Raw genomic sequence first — 17,688 nt, forward strand, 5'->3', positions numbered from 1 at the left:
TGCGCTCATTGGGCCGGGTGCGCAACGCGCACTGATTCTGCAGCGCCAGAGCTCTTTTGAGCTCATCGTGCTCGAAGGCGCTCGCCATCCTCAGGCAGTTTCGCGCCTTGCCGTAAGCCGTGCCTGGAGAAGGACGACGACGAGCAAAAACAGCCCGCGGATCACCGACTGCCAGTAGGCTGACAGCGAAATCCAACCCATGCCGTTTTCGAAGTTCAGGACGTTGAAAAGGATCCCGAGCAACAGCACGCCGGCCAGCGTGGTCAACACCGAGCCCGAGCCGCCGGTCAGCAGCGTCCCGCCCACGACGACCGCTGCGATGGCAAACAGCTCCCAGCCGACGCCCTCGATCGGCTGGCCTGCGCCGAACTGAGAAGCGAGGACGACGCCGGCGAGCCCGGCCAGGCACCCGCTTGCGACATAGACGAGAAATTTGACGCGGTCAGTGCGCAGCCCCATCAGCCGCGAGGCATCCTCGCCACCGCCGATGGCCAGCACCGTCCGTCCCGTGCTGGTGTAGTTCAGGACCACTGAGCCGACGGCATAGGCAACCAGGGCGATGACTGCCGGAATTGGGAAAATCCAGAAATTCCCTTGGCCGATGGCGGTGAAACCCGAATCGTAAGACACCGAAACGGTCTGGTTGCCGGCCAGAAGCAGCGCCGAGCCGCTTGCGGCCAGCATGGTGGCAAGCGTGGCGATGAATGGCATCAGGTTGCCGCGCGTAACCAGGAGCGCGTTGATCAGCCCGGCTGCCAGGCCGGCGCCAACGCCCGCTGCAAGGCCTGCCACGATGCCGTGCGGGCTCGCCAGGGCCGACGCGACGCTGCCCAAGGCGGCGACGGAGCCGACGGACAGGTCTATGCCGCCGGTCATGATCACGAAGCACATGCCGAGCGCGACGAGCGCGAACATCGAGTTGTAGCGCAGAACGCTCATCACGTTGAAGAGGCCGAGGAAGCGGTCGTAGCGCAGGAATCCGAACAGGACGAGGGCTGCAAGCGCGATGACGACACCGTAAGTGCCGATGATGCGAACCAGTCTGGCGCTGTTCATGGATTACACCCGGTGTTGCTGCTGCAGCCAGACGGCGAATGCGATGATGCCGGCCTTGACGACGAGCGCAGCGGCGTCGGGCACGCCATTGGCGAGCAGCGTGTAGCGCACCAACTGGATGGTCAGTGCGCCCAGCAGGGTGCCGATGATTGTGGCCTTTCCGCCACTCAACAGCGTGCCGCCCACCGCGACCGCCGCGATGGCGTCGAGCTCCATGCCCAGCCCCACGAGATTGGCGTCGCTGGAGGAGTTGATCGCAATGACGACGAGCCCGGCCAGCCCCGCGCACAGGCCGCTGATCGCATAGACAGCGAGCTTGATCCTCGATACGGCGATGCCGGCCAGTTTAGAGGCCTTTTCATTGCCGCCGACAGCCAGGATGCTTCGCCCGAACACCGTGCGGTGAAGGGCCCAAGCGGCCGCCGCAACCAGCACGGCCATGATGATGACCTGCGCGGGAATGCCGAGCGGGCGGGCAAGTCCGATCCACTGGAATTGCGGCACGCGGAAGGTCTGCAGATTGCCGTTGGTCATGACCTGCGCGATCCCGCGCCCGGCGATGAACAGCACGAGCGTTGCGACGATCGGTTGGATGCGGAAACGCGAGACCAACCAGCCGTTGAACAGCCCGAACAGGCCGGCGACGAGGATCGAGGCAACCATCGCGACGGCTACCGCCAGATAGATGTTTCCGACCGGGAAGATCGTGCCCATGAAGATCATCGGCGCCAATGCGCCGGAGATCGCCATCAGCGAACCAACCGACAGGTCGATGCCGCCGGTGGCGATCACCAGGGTCATCCCCACCGCGACGATCACAATCGTGCAGACCTGGGTTAGGTTGACGTTGAGTGTCTGCAGCGTCGCGAAATTGCGCGTATAGGCAAGGTTGAAGACCACCAGCAGCACAAGCGCGATCACCGTGCCGTAGCGCGCCAGGAAACCGAACACATCAAAGCGGCGGTTTCCAGCGTCGTTGGCTGCGGATGGTGTGGCCAGATCGCTCACGCTGCCTCCTTCGCCGCGCCGCCATGCGCCATCGCCGCGAGCACGTCCTCCTCGTCGGCTGCCTGGCCTTCCAGTTCGGCCACCCTTACTCCTTCGCGCAGCACGAATATGCGGTCGGCTCCTTCCATCACTTCCTCGAGTTCCGAGGAGATCATCAGCACGCCGAGCCCGTCATCGGCAAGCTTGCGGATGAGGCGCTGGATCTCGGCCTTGGCCCCGACATCGATGCCGCGCGTCGGCTCATCGAGAATGAGCAGCTTCGGGTTCATTGCCAGCCAGCGGGCAAGCAGCACCTTTTGCTGGTTGCCGCCCGACAACTCGCGGACCTTCTGGTTGGGCCCCGAGCATTTGATGTCGAGTTCACGAATGAAGCGCTCGACGATCTCCTTCTGCCGGGCCTCGTTCAGGATGCCATTGCGGCTGATTTTCGGCAGCAGTGCCAGTGTTATGTTCTCCGCGACGGTCATTTCCGGCACGATGCCCTCGGCCTTGCGGTCCTCGGTGCAGAAGCCCATCCCTGCGGCGATGGCATCGGCGGCACGTGCGGGATGGTAGGACGCGCCCTCCATCGTCATCTCGCCTGCGCTCCGGCGGTCGGCGCCGAATACGAGGCGGGCTGTTTCGGTGCGGCCGGCGCCGAGCAAGCCGGCAAAGCCGGCGATCTCGCCGCGGCGCAGTTCGAAGCTCACGTCACGGACCAACTGGCGGGCTGCCAGCCCTTGCGCGGTAAACAGCACATCACCGATCCTCGACCGATCGCGTTCGCCGAACGCGGTCGCGTGGCCTTCGACGGCTGCGACGTCGCGGCCGAGCATGGCCGCGACCAGCTCCAGCTTGCCGATGTCGCTCATCGCCGCGCTTCGCACCGTGCGGCCGTCACGCATGATCGTGACCCGGTCGCAGACCTCATACAACTCGTCGAGCTTGTGGCTGACGAACAGAACGGAGACGCCGTCGGCCTTGAGCTGACGGATAACGCTGAACAAGACCGAGACTTCACGCTCGTCCAGCGAGGAGGTCGGCTCATCCATGATCACGAGGCGGGCGGAAAAGCCGATGGCGCGGGCGATCGCCACCATCTGCTGCGTGGCGGTGTTGAAATCGCTGAGCGGGCGGCGCACGTCGATGCCGATCGAGAAGCGGCTGAGCAGGCGCTCTGCTTCCGCATGCATCGCGCTCCAGTCGAGCAGGCCGCGGCGGCGCTTCTCGCGTCCAAGGCAGATGTTCTCGGTCACCGAGCGCAGCGGTACGAGATTGATCTCCTGGTAGATGGTGCTGATGCCGCTGACCTGCGCCTGATGCGGAGACCCAACTTCGAACGGCTTCCGTTCGAACAGCACCTGCCCCGCATCCCGGCGGTAATAGCCGGTGAGCACCTTGATAAGTGTCGATTTGCCCGCACCGTTCTGGCCGATGAGTGCGTGGATCTCGCCCGGAAGAACCTGGAGCGAGGCATCGGCCAGGGCAGGGATGCCGGCAAAACGCTTCTGGATGTCACGCATGTCCAGGAGCAGCGCGGCTTGGTCCGGCTGAGCGGTCATCGTCAAACTCCCAAACCCTACCCGCCGAAGCGGGTAGGGCAACTGGAAAGAAAGTGGATATCAGAACGCAATATCGAAGTCTTTCTTCGCGTTCGTGGCGTCGAAGAAGGCATCCTCGTTCTTGATGAACGGCGGGATCTTCTTGCCGGCCGCATAGTCGGCCATCGTTGCGAAGGCCTTCGGCCCGAACAGCGGGCTGCAAGCGCAGATAGCGCCGATCTTGCCGTCAATGATCGCCTGGACGCCTTCCTTCTCGCCGTCGATCGACAAGATCAGCACATCCTTGCCCGGGGTCTTGCCGGCTGCTTCCAAAGCGGCGATGGCGCCCAGCGCCATCTCATCATTATGCGCGTAGATGATATCCGCATCAGGGTGCGCCTGAAGCAGCGTCTCGGCGACCTGCCGGCCCTTGTCGCGGGCGAAGTCGCCGGACTGCGACGCCAGGATGGTGAACTGCGAGTGCTTGGCGATGAAATCGTCGAAGCCTTTCTTGCGGTCGGTAGCGGCCGAGGCTCCGGTCGTGCCTTCCAGCTCGATGATCTTCGACTTGCCATTGGCGTTCTTGACCAGCCATTCGCCGACGCGGGTCGCCTCCTCGATGAAATCCGAACCGATGAAGCAGACATAATCCTCGCCCGGCTTGGCCATGGTGTGATCAACGTCGCGGTCGACCAGAAACACCGGTATGCCGGCATCGCGCGCGGCAAGAATGACCGGGACCAGGGGCTTGTCTTCGCGGGGCGGCAGGAAGATTGCGTCGACGCCCTGCGCGATCATCGAGTTCACGTCGGAGGCCTGCTTGGCCGACGAACCGGCGGCATCCGTGTAGACCAGCTGATGGCCGAGCTTGGCGGCTTCGTCCTGCATGCTCTTGGTCTCGGCAAGGCGCCACGGATTGTTGCTTTCCGTCTGGGCGAAACCGACCTTGTACTTGTCCTTCTTGGCGAGTGGCGGGAGCGCCGCGAAGGCGCGTGAGCCGAGTGTCAGCGCAACCGCGCCGGCAGCGGAGCCAACCAGTAGTTTTCGACGGGTAATGATCATGCTCTTCCTCCTTTATTGTCGCTTTCAGCGACTGTGTAATTTCCTCACGATATCGGCCCAAACGGCTTCGGCGATGAGGCCGTCGGCAAGCTGGATCCGGCGCTATGCCGCCTCCAAAATAAAGTCGGCGCAGCGGTCGCCCAGCATCATGGCGGGCGCCGCCGTATTGCCGGCATTGATGTTGGGGCAGGCCGACATGTCGGCAACCCGCAGATTGTCTATTCCGCGCACGCGCAGCGCCGCGTCCAGCACCGCCATCCGGTCGCTGTCCGAGCCCATCCGGCATGTCCCGGCCGGATGGTAGTTGGTCTTCACAAAGCGCTTGCAATGCTTTGTCATGGCTTCGTCGCTGAGATCATCCTGGCTTGGCACGGCAATGGCCTTGACCCGATCGGCGAGCGGCTTGGTCTGAAAAACCTGCAGGAAATAACGCTGGCCGGAGATCATTTCCCGCATGTCGTCGGGATGTTTAAGCAGGTTCGGCGAAACGATCGGCATGTCCTTCGGATCCGCCGAACGCAGCCTTACGAAACCGCGCGACTTTGGCTTCACCACCACTGTCGTCACGGTAAGCCCATAGGTGTTCTCGACCAAGGTCAGGATATCGCGGTCCAGATAGACGTGCGGCACGCAGAAGGCCTGGATCGTCGGTTCGCCCTCGGGATCGGCCGGATTGACGAAGGCTCCGGCCTCCACCCCCGCTGACAGGATCGTGCCGGCGCCGAAGAGCTTGAAATGCAGGCCGTTCCTGATCATCCTCCAGCCTTGGCCCTGCCTGAAATAGCCGTATGGGCCGTTTGCGGTGGCGATGATCGGCACCTCCGGATGGTCGATCAGGTTTTCGCCGACCCCGGGCAGGTCGGCGACGCAGGAAATGCCGTGCCCGGCAAGCGCCTCGGCGGGGCCGATGCCGGACAGCATGAGCAGTTTCGGCGAGACGAGGGCACCGGACGAGACGATCACGTCGGCATCTGCATGGACGGTATGCTCGGCGCCCGACGCATCCGAATAGACGACGCCGGTGACCCGACCGTTCTCGATCAGCAGCCGGCTGACTGTGCAATTGAGTTTCAGCGTCAGCTTGGGATCATTCGTCAGCGGCTCGATGAAGGCATAGGCGGCGCTGCTTCGCTTTCCCCGCCGGTTCATGAACTGGTAGAAGCCGACCCCGCGCTGCGACGGTCCGTTGAAGTCATGGTTGTACGGCAATCCAAGGCCTTGGACGGCCTGGACGAACCAACGGGAAACATCATCGATGTGGCCTGGATCCGAGACCAGCAGCGGACCTTCGCTGCCATGCAGTTCGCCGCCGAGGCGGTTGTTTCCCTCCATGCCGGTGAAATGCGGCAGCACCGCCTGCCAGTTCCAGCGCACGCCGGCATTGTTGCCGCGCAGCAGTTCGTCCCACTCCTCATAATCGGCCGAGCGGCCTCGCATGTAGACCTGGGCGTTGACCGAGGTGCCGCCGCCCAGCACGTTGCCTTGCGAGATTTCATGGACGCGGCCGTCGAGATGGGCCTGCGGCTCGGTGCGGTGATAGCGCATGAATTTCGAGCCGTTGATCATCTTGAAGATGCCGGGCGGCATGTCGAGCAAGGGGTGATGATGGGAATGGCCGGCCTCCAGCAGCAGGGTTCGCCGTCCCGCTTTCACAAGCCTTGCCGCCGCGACGCAGCCGGCCGCTCCGCCGCCCACCACGATATGGTCGTAGGACTGCGTCATGCTTCCGGCGCCTCACGGCTTTCGAATGTTCCGCGGACATACTCCCAGGCCGCCGAGAGGTGGTTGAGTAGCGCCCGCTCGGCGCCGTCAGGATCTCGCTCAAGGATGGCCGTGCAGATTTCACGATGGCTGAGGAAATTCACGCGGTTGCGCTCGGGCGACCGTGGCATGCGCATCCAATGCGGCGACAGCCAGGCGGTAAATGCCTTGTGCACGACAGGCAGCACCGGGTTGCGCGCGATGTCATAGAGCGCTGCGTGGAACGCCACGTCCGTCGCATAGAATTTCTCGGAATCCGGGATGGCCGCCTCGTTCATCGCCAGCGCCGCCCTCAAGGCTGTGACGTCATCCTTGCGGGCATGGATGGCGGCGTTGCGCGCCAGCGACGCCTCGAGGAAGACGCGCATGTCGTAGAGGTTCTTCACGCCCGCCTGGTCGCTCAGCAGATGTCCTACGATGCCGTCGAGGGCGCCGAGCGCGGCATCCAGGCCAGGCCGGCGCGCCACGGGCCGGAACCGCGGACGCGCTTCCACCAGGCCGCGGCTGGCCAGGCGCGCAATCGCCTCACGCACAACGCCCCGGCCCACACCATACTCGATCATCAGTTCGCGCTCGGCCGGCAGGTAGCTGCCGTCGCCAAGCCTTCCGGACGTGATGTCGGCCTCTATGCCGGCCACCATCGCGTCGGCCGCGCGGGCGGCGAGAATAGCCGCGGGCATCTCAGGACGCTCTTCCGTATCCAGCAAGCCTTTTCCTCCCAGATGGTCCTGTTATTAGAAGGTAAATCGGACCAAAGCACAAGCGGATTGATGCTTTTGTAGGACCAAAAATGACGGATTGGCTTCAGAACCGCTGAAAGATCAGCCACATTGTTGCCAGTCAGCGCTGCCGGTGCAATTATGGTCCGATGAAAAAACGTGAATGGAGCGCAGCATGAGCCGCACCGAAATCAAGGAAGTCGAGACCCGGCTGTTTCGGGTCCCACTGCGTGAGGTGATGACCGATGCCAAGCACGGCGCGCACACGCATTTCGAGCTGGTCACCGTCACGCTGAGGCTTGCCGACGGCACCGAGGGCACAGGCTACACCTACACCGGCGGCAGGGGCGGCTATGCAATCAAGGCAATGATCGATCACGACCTCGCGCCGTTCCTCAAGGCACGCGACGCAACGCAAATCGACACGATCTACGACGGCATGCTCTGGCACATCCACTATGTCGGGCGCGGCGGCATCGCTTCTTTCGCGATTTCGGCGATCGACATCGCGTTGTGGGACCTCAAGGGCCGGCGTAGCGGCCTGCCGCTTTGGCAGATGGCGGGCGGGGCCGGGAAGAGCGCCAAGGCCTATCGCGGCGGCATCGACCTAAACTTTACCCTCGATCAGCTTTTGGCCAGCATCGATTCCTATCTCAATGGCGGCTTCACCGGGGTGAAGATCAAGGTCGGCAAGGACGACCTGGCCGAGGATGTGGCCCGGGTGAAGGCAGTTCGCGAGCGCATAGGACCTCATGTCACCTTTATGGTTGACGCTAACTACGCGCTCGACGTCCCGCGAGCGATCGAGGCAGCGAGAGCATTCGCCGCCTACGATCTGCTGTGGTTCGAGGAGCCCATCATACCCGACGACTATGAGGGTTACGCCAGCATTGCCAAGGCGACCGGAATGCCCCTGGCAATGGGAGAAAACCTGCATGTCATCGAGGAGTTCGAGCATGCCTTCGCTTGGTCGAATCTCAGCTACATCCAACCCGACGCCTCCAACTGCGGCGGGGTCACAGGCTGGCTGCGCGTGGCGGCGCTCTCACGCAAGGCTGGCATTCCGGTCTGCAGTCACGGGATGCAGGAACTTCATGTCAGTCTCGTTGCAGGTCAGACAAATGCCGGCTGGGTGGAGGCGCATAGTTTCGATATTGACCTTTACACCACCGAGCCGCTTAGGCTTCAGGATGGTTTGGCGATAGCACCCGACGAGCCTGGAGTGGGCGTTGTCTTCGACTGGCGCAAATTGGCGGATTTTCGCCAATAGCGCCCCCTGAACGGCGGCACGGCCGCATGCATTTTGTCCGGATCCTGATTCCTCGTTCCGGCAACGCGGAGAGCCCTTCGACAGGAAGACTTCGACCGTCTGAAGAACGAATTCGCCGCCGCCGCAACCAGCGGGCATACCGCTTATCGGATGCCACACTTACATTTGTAATTGCAGCGACGCTTCACCGGCTTTAACTCACGCGATCATAGCAGCGACACGACAAATGCAGGCGGCCGCCCGAACACCGGCAGAAGCTGCAAGCATTGGGTGCGCCTGCAGGGAGGCGGCGATGGTTGCAACGCGTACGGACACTGCGCATGCGGTTATGGAGGACTTCATTCTATCGCGGCACCGCTCACTGGTCCGCGAAGTTGGATTTTACGAGGCTATGAGTCAAACCCGACAAGCGATCGCCGCATCGCGCGAGGTGCTGAGGCGCTTTCGCGAACGTCAGGGCGACGACACTGCTCGAGCAAAGAATGCAGACCGTGGTCCTGTCGCCGTGTCAGCCTTCGATGCCGACATCATACGCGCTGCATGCCGAGATCTGATCGCGGAGATGAACGTGCCCGAGTGTCAATGGCGCGAGCTGGCGCGAAGTCTGGTGCGCGAATTCGTGGCCTGCGAGGAGACCGAAGCCGGTTTGGTGGATTGGATCGTCCGCCGGCCAGCGATGACGAAGACGGACGAGGCCGGCCGACCGGAGCCAGCCGGCGAGGCGGCGAATGAGCCAGGAGTCAGTCGACCGCAATCAACGCGAGCAAGCAGATCTCCCGGCGACTTGTTGCGCCGAACTGCGGTGGTCCCAGGATCGGAAACTTTGGCGAGCGGCTTGGACACATCTGATCCTCCTCGTTTTTAGGCGTCCGGCCCCGTGTCCGCATTCGGAGACGAATGCGTCCAGCCGACTGTCTAAGGCAGACGGCGACGGCCATGTCGCGTTGCTCCCGGCCTTCGCTCACAAAGGAGCCCAAGCCGGACGCCAACCAGGCTGCATTAGGCCAATGGGAACAATTTGCGCGGGCCGAGCTTGGGCTAGCGTCGTACAGAGGTGCAAGTATGCAAGATAATTTTGACCGAGCTTCATCCGTCGCGGAGGTTGCGGAATCATTCGTGAGATCCCGGAGGCCGTTCTCTGTCGTATCGACCCGGGATGCGGTCACGATTGTCAGGAAACAGGCAGCTTTTTGCGAGCATACGGATGGCGAGCTTGCGGAGTTGGTGGCGGCAATTGCGGTCAGGCATGGTCGATTGGTCGCGTTCGATCTTGATCTCGACGACACAGGCTTGGAGATCGGTCGCGCAGCATAGCCAACGCCTCACGCAATGAGATAGCCACCGTCAACCGGCAGAATTGCCCCAGTGATGAACCCCGCGAGCGGAGAACACAAGAACAAGGCGGGGCCGGTCAGGTCGCCCGGCGTACCCCAGCGACCCATCGGAGTGCGTTTCATCAATTCCGCGTTGCGAACTGGATCGGCCCGTGGCGCGGCGGTCATGGCGGTCTCGATCCAGCCAGGCGCCAATGCGTTTACGCGGATGCCATCCCCGGCATAGGCGATGGCGAGCGACTTGGTAAGTTGCACGATGGCGCCCTTGGATGCGGCGTAAGCCGGGGCATGAGCCGCGCCGAAAAACGCGAACATCGAGGCGATGTTGACGATGGCGCCCCCGTTCGAGAGTGCCCCTCGGAACGCGCTCGCACTCCGCATGGAGCCGGTGAGATTGATATCGACCACCGTTTCGAAACCCTGGACAGTGAATTCGGCGGCGCGCAGGTTTACCCCTGCGCAATTTACGAGCGCTGCAACGGATGTGAACTGACTGGAATATCCTTCGACCGCAGTCATGTCCCGGACGTCGAGTACTGAATACGAGACGGCGGTGCCGTATGCACGAGCGGCCGCTACCTCGGCGGCCGTGGCCCCCGTCGCGTGGACAATTGCCCCGGCCTCGGCGAACGCCATGGCGATGCCGTTTCCGATACCTGTCGTGCCTCCGGTAATGACGACGGTCTTGCCCGCGAAGAAGGGCATGGCCCATATGGAGTCGGTCACCAATATCTCCTCGTTTCGCCTCTGTGGCGGACCGCGAACTCACCGCAGCGGAAGGCAAACGGGCGGATGTCTACCGTACGAATTGATCGACGAAATCGTCACCGAGACCCACGCTCGCATAGTGATTTCTGCACATGTCGATCTTGGTGAAAACGTCCTCGAAACCAATCTGCTTGTTATCCTTGTCCAGGTAAACCATGCAGCCGGAAATGTTGAAGAAGGTGATCATCTCGGGCACGTCGCTTGGAACTGTGAGCGTGTGGATTTCACCGGGCGGCTCGAAAACGTAAGATCCCGTCTCTGCCACCCAGTCGTGTTCAAGATAGTGCCAACGCCCCTTGATCACATAGCCATGCACGGGGGCCGGATGCAGATGACGGCTTAATATCCCGGCCCGGCGTACGCGGAGCAGATTGCACCACTGCCCTTGCATTGTGTTGAGCATAAGTGGTCGGAACCAGACGCCCTTAGCCTGTGGGACCCAGACACGCTCGTCTTCGGGGACGGCAGCGATCGCGATCTCTTTCGGTGCCAGGGGATGGGCGGAGCCGTTGAAGGATTGATACATAGGAACCTCTGTCGCCAATTCATTGGAGCGTCCATATCAGCGCGATCCTAACAACTGGGCCGAGTTCTGCCGAGGCGCAATCGGGCGCCCACGCATTGGGAAAGTTGTCGGCGCGCGCCCGCCCGCTGCCGCGACCGCAAGCGGGAAGGGTTTCGGGATGGTCCGTTGGGCGTCGAAGACGATCAGTGGGTTCCTTCTTGCCTCATCATGCGGCTATCCGGGAGTGCACCGGGCTGGTCCTGGTCTGGAAGCCCCGGTTTCGGGCTTCCAAGGCCAGCAAAGCGAGTTGGACCTCGTCCAATCGCGACGGGCGTGCATTTTCCGGCATGCCTTCGGCGGTGGCCAGGTCGATCAGGTACTCGTTCCAGGCCCAGTTCTTGAGCACAGCGCGTTTCTCGTCGGGTGCGAGCACCGGGTCATCCACAACCTCCATCGGAGAGGCGTAGAATGTCTCCGGCTCGGAAAGCGCCGTCTGTATGTGCGCTGCCTGTGCGCCGGCGCCATAGCCGTGGCTTGCCTGGAGCTAAGCCAACTGCAGCCGCTGCCAAACCAGGTCGGAAAAGGCCTGTTTCTCCTCCGATGCATGCTGGCGCGTGACCTTGGCCTGGGAAGCAGGAGGTGCAGCCTGCACGACATAGTTGAGGCCTTGACGCTCGGCATAACGGATCGCCGCTTCCAGCGTCGGAAAGTTCAGTTCAACCTGGGTCAGGGTGTCCCGGCCACCGGTATAGCCCATCAGCGGCTCGATGAACGGGGCTGTGCGGCGTTCGAAGACCAATCGCCAGGCCTTGCGGGGCTTTGCCGAGGTCATGGCCGGGCGGCATGGCTGGTAGATCCGCGCCGTTTGCCGTCCGGAAACACTGACCGTCCCATTGACAAAGCCGGCCCGTCTAGACGAGGCCGATTGTCATTGTCCGGCCGGACGGACGTCTTGGTTAGGTTTCTGTTGTCGCTGCTTTGAACTGTCTCCATTGCCTGTCCTTCCCGTTATGAAGGGTCGCACGGGCAGCGGCCGTAAGGGCCGCCACCCATACTGCATCCGTCAGTTCTTCCCGTTGATTGCGATCCGCTTAGCCTTCGCCTGCGCCCGCTCGGTCTTGGGCAACGTCACGGTCAGCACCCCGTTCTTGAAGGCGGCGTTGACCTTGTCTTCTTCAACCTCGTAGCCGAGCGGAATGAGGCGCTCGAAGCGACCGTAGAAGCGCTCGGAGAACTGCCGGTCCTTGTCCTCGGTCTCGGAACGCTTCTCGCCTTTAAGCTTGAGCGCCCCATTTTCCAGCAGGACTTCTATGTCGCTCTCGTCCAGGCCAGGTATTTCCGCCGTGACGCGGACTTCCTTGTCCGTGTCGGAGATTTCGACACTCGGCCAACTGGCGGCGAAAGAGGGACCGAAGGCCGGCAGTCTGGCGCCAAAGCTGCGGAAGGCGTCATCGAACAGCCGGTTTACCTCCCGGTGGAGGGAGACGAAGGGGTCTCGATCTCCGTCGGGGAAGAGACTGGGCGCCGAGTTTCCGTTGCCCCGGCCCCATGGGATCAAGTCACGTACGCTCATTGTCTTTCTCCTTTTGTAGGTCTCTGAGTCGGGCGGGACGCCCGGCTCAAGCGAAAGCCTTCATGGTGGATTGCTCAGGCGGCCAGCTTGTCGGTCTCGACCTTGGGCGCCTCGATCTTCGGCATGGGAGCCCCGCTGGAGATTTCGATCTTGCGCGGTTTCATCTCCTGGGGAACCTCGCGCTTGAGATCGATGCTCAGCAGCCCGTTCTCAAGGCTGGCGCCCTCGACCTTGACATGATCGGCCAGTTCGAACCGACGCTCGAAAGCGCGCCCGTTGATGCCGCGGTACAGATACCGGCCGTTCTCATCGCCGGATTGCGACCCGCTCACAACCAGCATGTTGGGCTGGTGGGTGACGGTCAACTGGTCCTGCGAGAAACCGGCGACCGCCATCGTGATGCGATACTGATCATCATCAACCTTGGCGATATCGTAGGGCGGCCAGTTGTCGAACGAGGCCACACGGCTCGCACTTTCAAGCATGTCGACCATGCGGTCGAAGCCGATGCTGGACCGGTATAGAGGGGTAAAATCGAGGTTTGTCTTCATAGCCACATCCTCCTTGAGCAACATGGACAACAGAAGGCGCCAAGAGCCTTGCCGCCTCCTGGTGTTGCCGGCCCCATTGGGCGGCCGGCGACCATCATTTAGAATCGCGACGTGCACCTTCAAGAGGAAGAATAGGAAAATTTTCATCGGCAATCTGGGCGAACGCACCGATGCCACACCCCTCCCGCCGGCGGGGTCACTCGCCGACGGGTCCATGGTGCAAGAACAACTACGTCGCCCTTAAATCCGATCGACGAATGGTACGAACGCGGCCACTGCCGCGCTGTCACTGCAGTCAGGACCGGCACGCTCATCCGATTGATCCAACTGTTGCAACGCATCCATGATCGTGTCGAAGCTGACCGGTTCACCCGCTCCCGGCAGCATGCGAAGCGCTGGCACGGATTCTACGGCGCAGGCATCCGACGCCCATGACGAAAGAATGGCGCGCTACTCCTGAACAGCCAGGGCAACGTCGGCCAAAACGTCGTGGGGATGTTTGAAATGCCGCGCCGGATGCAGCAAGCGGTCCAGAAAACGTCGGGGGCCACGGGTTCAATCGATGCAAAATAGGTCGAAATGGGTCCTTCCATGGATGGTCCTCCGCTTCAGACAATCTCATGCGAGTTTGGCGGCTCTCGCCAGCGGCTGTCGCGATCACGACCAGGCAGATCATCCAGGAACGACGCTCAACGACTTTCCCTAGGTGATGTCGATACCGAGACTCATCGTCCGGCACCCTGGGCGGCTCGATCACGACCGAAGCGAACGAGCCGTTCGCGATCGAGGGTGGCGATGCTGCACTTCCCCAGATGTTCGGAGCATAGCGAGGGCTGCGGCCTTGGAGCGGCGAGGGGACTTGCCTACATCGCACATGTCGTCGATATGGAGGTCGATGAGTTCGCCGAAGGCTTCAGGCGCGCTAACAGGGCTTTGTCGGCGTCTCACTGCGATCGACTTGGTGTCGGTGCCCCGGCGCCGCGCAACGTCGCGTTGCAGGAAGGTCTTGCTGACGCAGCGTGTGCGGCAGGTTCTAAGGTTCTGATGTTAAACAGATGCTGAAAATCAAATCAAATGTTTATGAGGGTTCGTGTGCAAATACTGCACACGCAAGTTCCGCTTCTCTTCTTTTTTCGTTCCTACGAGGGAGCTGCCGAAAGGCCTTTTCGGACCCTCTTTTGCCGACGATACTATCCGCTCCAATGCGAATGCTCACCAGGATGTCCGTGAACCTGATTGTTGTCTGCGGCGTCCAGTTTGCGTCGTTTGCGTCGTCCAGTTTGCTGGGGTTCCTGGAAGCTTTTCGAACTTTCTGCGTCGCGGGTCAGCCCGAATTGCGCTTGCTTATGGACTCGTTAAGCCTGTGGTCGGGAGGCTCGGACCTCACCGGCCCACGATATCGCGTCGGCGGCGCCGCACCTATTAGATCGCTTATGGCTGGCTGCTGCTCAACAGGGCGAACGTCTACGACGCCCGCCTTCCGCATGAGCCAGGCAGGACACAGTTCCTTCAGTACCGATTTGAGATAGTCGACCATGCAAAGGCAACGCGCGTTGCCGCCTGCCGGTTCCGCCGCCGACTTGGCGCTCACATACCGAGCGTTTGAGTGCTTCCGACAGGTCGAGCCGCCTCAGCGAACAACTCAGCCGCTGCTTGCACCTTATCGGCAGCCTCTTCGACCCGATCGAAGCGCGTCAACACACGACATTGGAGCATCGACAACCGCGCCGCATGGTAAAGCTCGCTGCGCTTGTGACCGTCCAAGTCCAAGGATTGAAACAGCATCGTCATGGCGAAACCCCTCCCTCCGGTGCCCGGCTCTCGTCGAAGGCCGGGCGGTTAGACTGCGATCAATAGTCGGTGTCATAATCGCTGTTGTCGTCCTGCTGAATGACGACGTGACGGCGGTGATGCATCGGACGGTTGATCGATCCGGTGACCACAAAGTCGCTGGACCGGTGATGATGCCGGCGCCAGGCGCGCTCGCCATTGTCGTAAAACGCCTGCTCGCCATGATGGCGGCGATGGAGACGGTGTCCGTTCCGATAGATGACCACACGGTCGTTATTGTTGTCGTCCCAATAATGGCGGTGGTGATGTCGCTGGGTCTGGACGACGATGCCTTCTTCTGCGGACGCGACCGCAGGCGCAGCCAAGCAAAGCGCCAATGCGCCAAGGATGATGGTCTTCATTTCGAGTTCTCCAAAAACCTAAAACGCCCTTCGGTAAGGAAACTTTGCTCAACGACTTTGGTTCCGGCATCGGTCGAGACGTGCCCATGAGCACCGTGCGCAAACTCGCAGCGATCAGACGCCAACTCGCGCAAATAGCGGCGCTCGTCGCTGAGATCGAAACGGAGTTCGAGGATCGGAGTTCTGGAGATTGGGTCGAGACGGCGGTTGCCGCCGAGGCTCTCGGCCAGAAGATCGGAAAGGTTTCGGCCGGCGCGTCGGCGGCAGATGGAAAGCCGAGGTAGCGGCTAGGCGGGAATATTTTCGGCAAACGTGACAAACGCGACGGGACGCATCGCGTTTGCGATGGACATAATGCCTACCGCAAAGAACCGACGCTCGGCGGAGTCTGAGCGGCAGGCTCGAAGCACTGAAGATCGAAGCCAACATCGACAACCCTTCCACGGCGAAGATTCCGACGCCCGGCACCGATTCCTTCAAGGACCAGACCGGCGGCGGCCGGCACTTCGAGAAGATTGGGGTCACCAGTGCGCAGCCGGCCGTTACAACTGCAGGTCCAATCAGCCGGACATGCGCCGATTTCAACGGCATCACCAGCCAACTGATAGGCGCGAGCATCTCCAATTTCGTGAGGCTGTCGTCCGGCTTTGTGATCTGTTCGGGCTACATCGATGCCATCAACACCAACAACACCAACAACACTGGCGCAGGCAACGCCGCTAACAATGACATCCTGTGGGGTGACGACGCTGGTTATTTGCAAATGGCACTTCTATCCCGGGGCCCATTGGCCAAGGATCGAATTTCGTGTCGTACCCTTGGCAGGTTCCCAGTACTGCCATTTCGACCGGCGTGCCTGTGGTGACGACATGGCGCCACGAAGGCGGGAGCCTCTATTCTCCGTCTATGGCGGCATCGAGGCGTCCGTTGCGTCGGGTAATACCATCAACGATTTGACGACGCGCAAGATGTGCCTCGGCAAATCGGTTGGCGGCTATCTCGACCGCAAAATTTTTGAGCTTGCAACGTTCTCGACGGTACCGAGCGCACCCGAGAGGGACACCGTCATTGCCGATTTCATGGCCCAGATCGGTGCAGTCTGATGGTTGCGGCAACCTTCTGGCCATGATGTGCAACCAATCGCGATGCGCTAGTTTATGAGTTTGAAGCCTGCGACTAGACCCACGCTGCGTTCAATCTGGGCAGTGTACAGCCCTTTGTTCGCCACGTTGTCCCAGATGTAGAACACGGCGACAGCGGCAAGGATCAACAGAAATATTCGCATGATCTGCGCCTCGGTAACGTGGTTTGCCCACGGCGCCTTAGGCGAGTTGAAGGTTTCGGCCTGAGTCCGCGCGCATCCTCAACACCAGCAGGCGCCTCGCTGCGAATGGCGTCAAAACAATAAGCGCCATCGTGGTGTTGACTAAGAGCGACAGCAAACAGATCGAGCTTTGGGCGTAGCAAACGGATTCCATGACGTTCCCCTTTTCCATCGTTACTGGTGGCCTCCGTGCGGCAAGAATGATCCTGGTTCATGAGAAATACAAGCAGTTGCTAATACGTTGATATTTCCCCTAGGGTTGGGGCAACGATGCGAAATCGACGCCGGTCAGTTGTTTGGATAGCGATTGCCCTTGTCCTGGCGGCGTTGGCGATCACGGCGGCGATCATTGGCTTTCAGAATTTACAGCGCTCGTCACCGATCATGGTCTCGGCTGTCTCGGCCTTTAATAGTGGGGGGCTCGTCCCTGGCCCCACGGTTAAGGCGCCCTCGAAAAACCTTGGTGCTGTTGCTACCGGTAGGGATATCTGGCTCGAAGTCTCATGGAAGTTTTTCGGGGAGTTGCGGACGCTGGATACCGTAACTGTCGGCGACCTTCGGGCAAGGCGCCTGGTGCGCAGTCATGATGTGCCCTCAAGCGCCAATTCCGAGATCTGGTTCATATCAGCCGGCAGCGGCGACATATTGGAAAACACAACGTCGACCGACATCGGGTTCACTTTTGATGGCGGCAACCCGTCTGTCACGGCGCAGATTTACAGAGTGGTTGGAGCTTCTGAGATACCTGCCGCGATAGCTGCAGAAAGCGGCGACAGGATTACCATCACCATTCCAGCCGATGGCATCGCTTTTATCTCGCTCATCGCTTCCGGCACCACCTCCGGGTCCATGAGCAATGTCACCGAAGATTTTAGTGCCCTTTGTGGAAAGGATTTCCTTGGCATCCATGCATCAACAAGTTCGACCTCCGCTGAATCAGAGACTGCTACGTTTTCGGGAAACTCAACGGCAGATTTTGCTGCTGTCGCACTTCAGTCGGCCGCAGCGAGATAGCTAACCAGCCAGCGCCATTCCAAAGCAAACG

General features: G+C 61.2%; 19 protein-coding genes. 5 read left to right on the forward strand and 14 right to left on the reverse strand.

The annotated features are described in order from the left end of the window. Window positions 1-90: 90 nt before the first annotated feature. The 6 genes from NKJ88_RS12910 to NKJ88_RS12935 form a co-directional block, all read right to left on the reverse strand. Complete coding sequence (locus NKJ88_RS12910; RefSeq protein WP_023672667.1) at window positions 91-1,056, reverse strand: ABC transporter permease; 966 nt, start codon at window positions 1,054-1,056, stop codon at window positions 91-93. A gap of 3 nt (window positions 1,057-1,059) precedes the next feature. Further along, window positions 1,060-2,064, reverse strand: coding sequence for an ABC transporter permease (locus tag NKJ88_RS12915; protein ID WP_502904747.1), 1,005 nt, complete (start codon window positions 2,062-2,064; stop codon window positions 1,060-1,062). Then, the gene (locus tag NKJ88_RS12920; protein WP_352444216.1) at window positions 2,061-3,605 is read right to left on the reverse strand and encodes a sugar ABC transporter ATP-binding protein; all 1,545 of its coding nucleotides are present in this window, start codon (window positions 3,603-3,605) and stop codon (window positions 2,061-2,063) included. The genes NKJ88_RS12915 and NKJ88_RS12920 overlap by 4 nt, the downstream gene beginning before the upstream one ends. Before the next feature lie 60 nt (window positions 3,606-3,665). Beyond that, entirely contained in the window at window positions 3,666-4,646 is a 981-nt protein-coding gene (locus NKJ88_RS12925) for an ABC transporter substrate-binding protein (protein ID WP_023672664.1), read from the reverse strand. 102 nt (window positions 4,647-4,748) lie between these two features. Beyond that, window positions 4,749-6,368 carry a GMC family oxidoreductase gene (locus tag NKJ88_RS12930; protein WP_352444218.1) on the reverse strand — a complete coding sequence of 540 codons (1,620 nt, stop codon included), beginning with the start codon at window positions 6,366-6,368 and terminating at the stop codon, window positions 4,749-4,751. Next, the gene (locus tag NKJ88_RS12935) at window positions 6,365-7,114 is read right to left on the reverse strand and encodes an FCD domain-containing protein (RefSeq protein ID WP_023707502.1); all 750 of its coding nucleotides are present in this window, start codon (window positions 7,112-7,114) and stop codon (window positions 6,365-6,367) included. The genes NKJ88_RS12930 and NKJ88_RS12935 overlap by 4 nt, the downstream gene beginning before the upstream one ends. A gap of 187 nt (window positions 7,115-7,301) precedes the next feature. On the opposite strand from NKJ88_RS12935, the gene NKJ88_RS12940 reads away from it, so the two are divergent. Next, window positions 7,302-8,396, forward strand: a complete 1,095-nt coding sequence (locus NKJ88_RS12940; protein WP_352444220.1) for a mandelate racemase/muconate lactonizing enzyme family protein — start codon at window positions 7,302-7,304, stop codon at window positions 8,394-8,396. Between the two features lie 292 nt (window positions 8,397-8,688). Further along, complete coding sequence (locus NKJ88_RS12945; protein ID WP_196814988.1) at window positions 8,689-9,261, forward strand: hypothetical protein; 573 nt, start codon at window positions 8,689-8,691, stop codon at window positions 9,259-9,261. A 457-nt stretch (window positions 9,262-9,718) separates the two neighbouring features. On the opposite strand, the gene NKJ88_RS12950 is transcribed toward NKJ88_RS12945, so the two are convergent. The 8 genes from NKJ88_RS12950 to NKJ88_RS12990 all read right to left on the reverse strand — a co-directional run bounded on the left by NKJ88_RS12950 (window position 9,719) and on the right by NKJ88_RS12990 (window position 15,319). Next, window positions 9,719-10,456, reverse strand: a complete 738-nt coding sequence (locus NKJ88_RS12950) for an SDR family oxidoreductase (RefSeq protein ID WP_245263955.1) — start codon at window positions 10,454-10,456, stop codon at window positions 9,719-9,721. A 70-nt stretch (window positions 10,457-10,526) separates the two neighbouring features. Next, window positions 10,527-11,024: a 2,4'-dihydroxyacetophenone dioxygenase family protein gene (locus NKJ88_RS12955; RefSeq protein WP_031243423.1), complete on the reverse strand. Its 498-nt coding sequence runs from the start codon at window positions 11,022-11,024 to the stop codon at window positions 10,527-10,529. 205 nt (window positions 11,025-11,229) lie between these two features. Next, window positions 11,230-11,436 (reverse strand): hypothetical protein, encoded by a 207-nt coding sequence (locus tag NKJ88_RS12960; protein WP_352444223.1) that lies wholly within the window; start codon window positions 11,434-11,436, stop codon window positions 11,230-11,232. 111 nt (window positions 11,437-11,547) lie between these two features. Next, window positions 11,548-11,835, reverse strand: coding sequence for an NADH dehydrogenase ubiquinone Fe-S protein 4 (locus NKJ88_RS12965; protein WP_352444224.1), 288 nt, complete (start codon window positions 11,833-11,835; stop codon window positions 11,548-11,550). Between the two features lie 231 nt (window positions 11,836-12,066). After that, the gene (locus NKJ88_RS12970; protein WP_023696160.1) at window positions 12,067-12,576 is read right to left on the reverse strand and encodes an Hsp20/alpha crystallin family protein; all 510 of its coding nucleotides are present in this window, start codon (window positions 12,574-12,576) and stop codon (window positions 12,067-12,069) included. A 74-nt stretch (window positions 12,577-12,650) separates the two neighbouring features. After that, window positions 12,651-13,127, reverse strand: coding sequence for an Hsp20 family protein (locus NKJ88_RS12975; protein WP_023824891.1), 477 nt, complete (start codon window positions 13,125-13,127; stop codon window positions 12,651-12,653). A gap of 1,587 nt (window positions 13,128-14,714) precedes the next feature. Beyond that, on the reverse strand, window positions 14,715-14,918 hold the full coding sequence (locus NKJ88_RS12985) for a hypothetical protein (RefSeq protein ID WP_023706890.1): 204 nt from the start codon (window positions 14,916-14,918) through the stop codon (window positions 14,715-14,717). A 59-nt stretch (window positions 14,919-14,977) separates the two neighbouring features. After that, a complete protein-coding gene (locus NKJ88_RS12990; protein WP_023706891.1) occupies window positions 14,978-15,319 on the reverse strand; it encodes a hypothetical protein in 342 nt (113 codons plus the stop codon). A gap of 86 nt (window positions 15,320-15,405) precedes the next feature. Here NKJ88_RS12990 and NKJ88_RS12995 point away from each other — a divergent pair, with 86 nt between their 5' ends. The 3 genes from NKJ88_RS12995 (at window position 15,406) to NKJ88_RS13005 (ending at window position 17,657) form a co-directional block, all read left to right on the forward strand. Further along, window positions 15,406-15,603, forward strand: coding sequence for a hypothetical protein (locus NKJ88_RS12995; protein WP_023707506.1), 198 nt, complete (start codon window positions 15,406-15,408; stop codon window positions 15,601-15,603). Window positions 15,604-15,990: 387 nt separating this feature from the next. Continuing rightward, window positions 15,991-16,422, forward strand: coding sequence for a hypothetical protein (locus tag NKJ88_RS13000; protein WP_352444227.1), 432 nt, complete (start codon window positions 15,991-15,993; stop codon window positions 16,420-16,422). A 491-nt stretch (window positions 16,423-16,913) separates the two neighbouring features. After that, window positions 16,914-17,657, forward strand: a complete 744-nt coding sequence (locus tag NKJ88_RS13005) for a hypothetical protein (protein ID WP_023824898.1) — start codon at window positions 16,914-16,916, stop codon at window positions 17,655-17,657. Window positions 17,658-17,688: the final 31 nt, after the last annotated feature.

It is taken from the genome of Mesorhizobium sp. M0016, from assembly GCF_040324035.1.
In the GTDB taxonomy this organism is placed as follows: Bacteria; Pseudomonadota; Alphaproteobacteria; order Rhizobiales; family Rhizobiaceae; genus Mesorhizobium.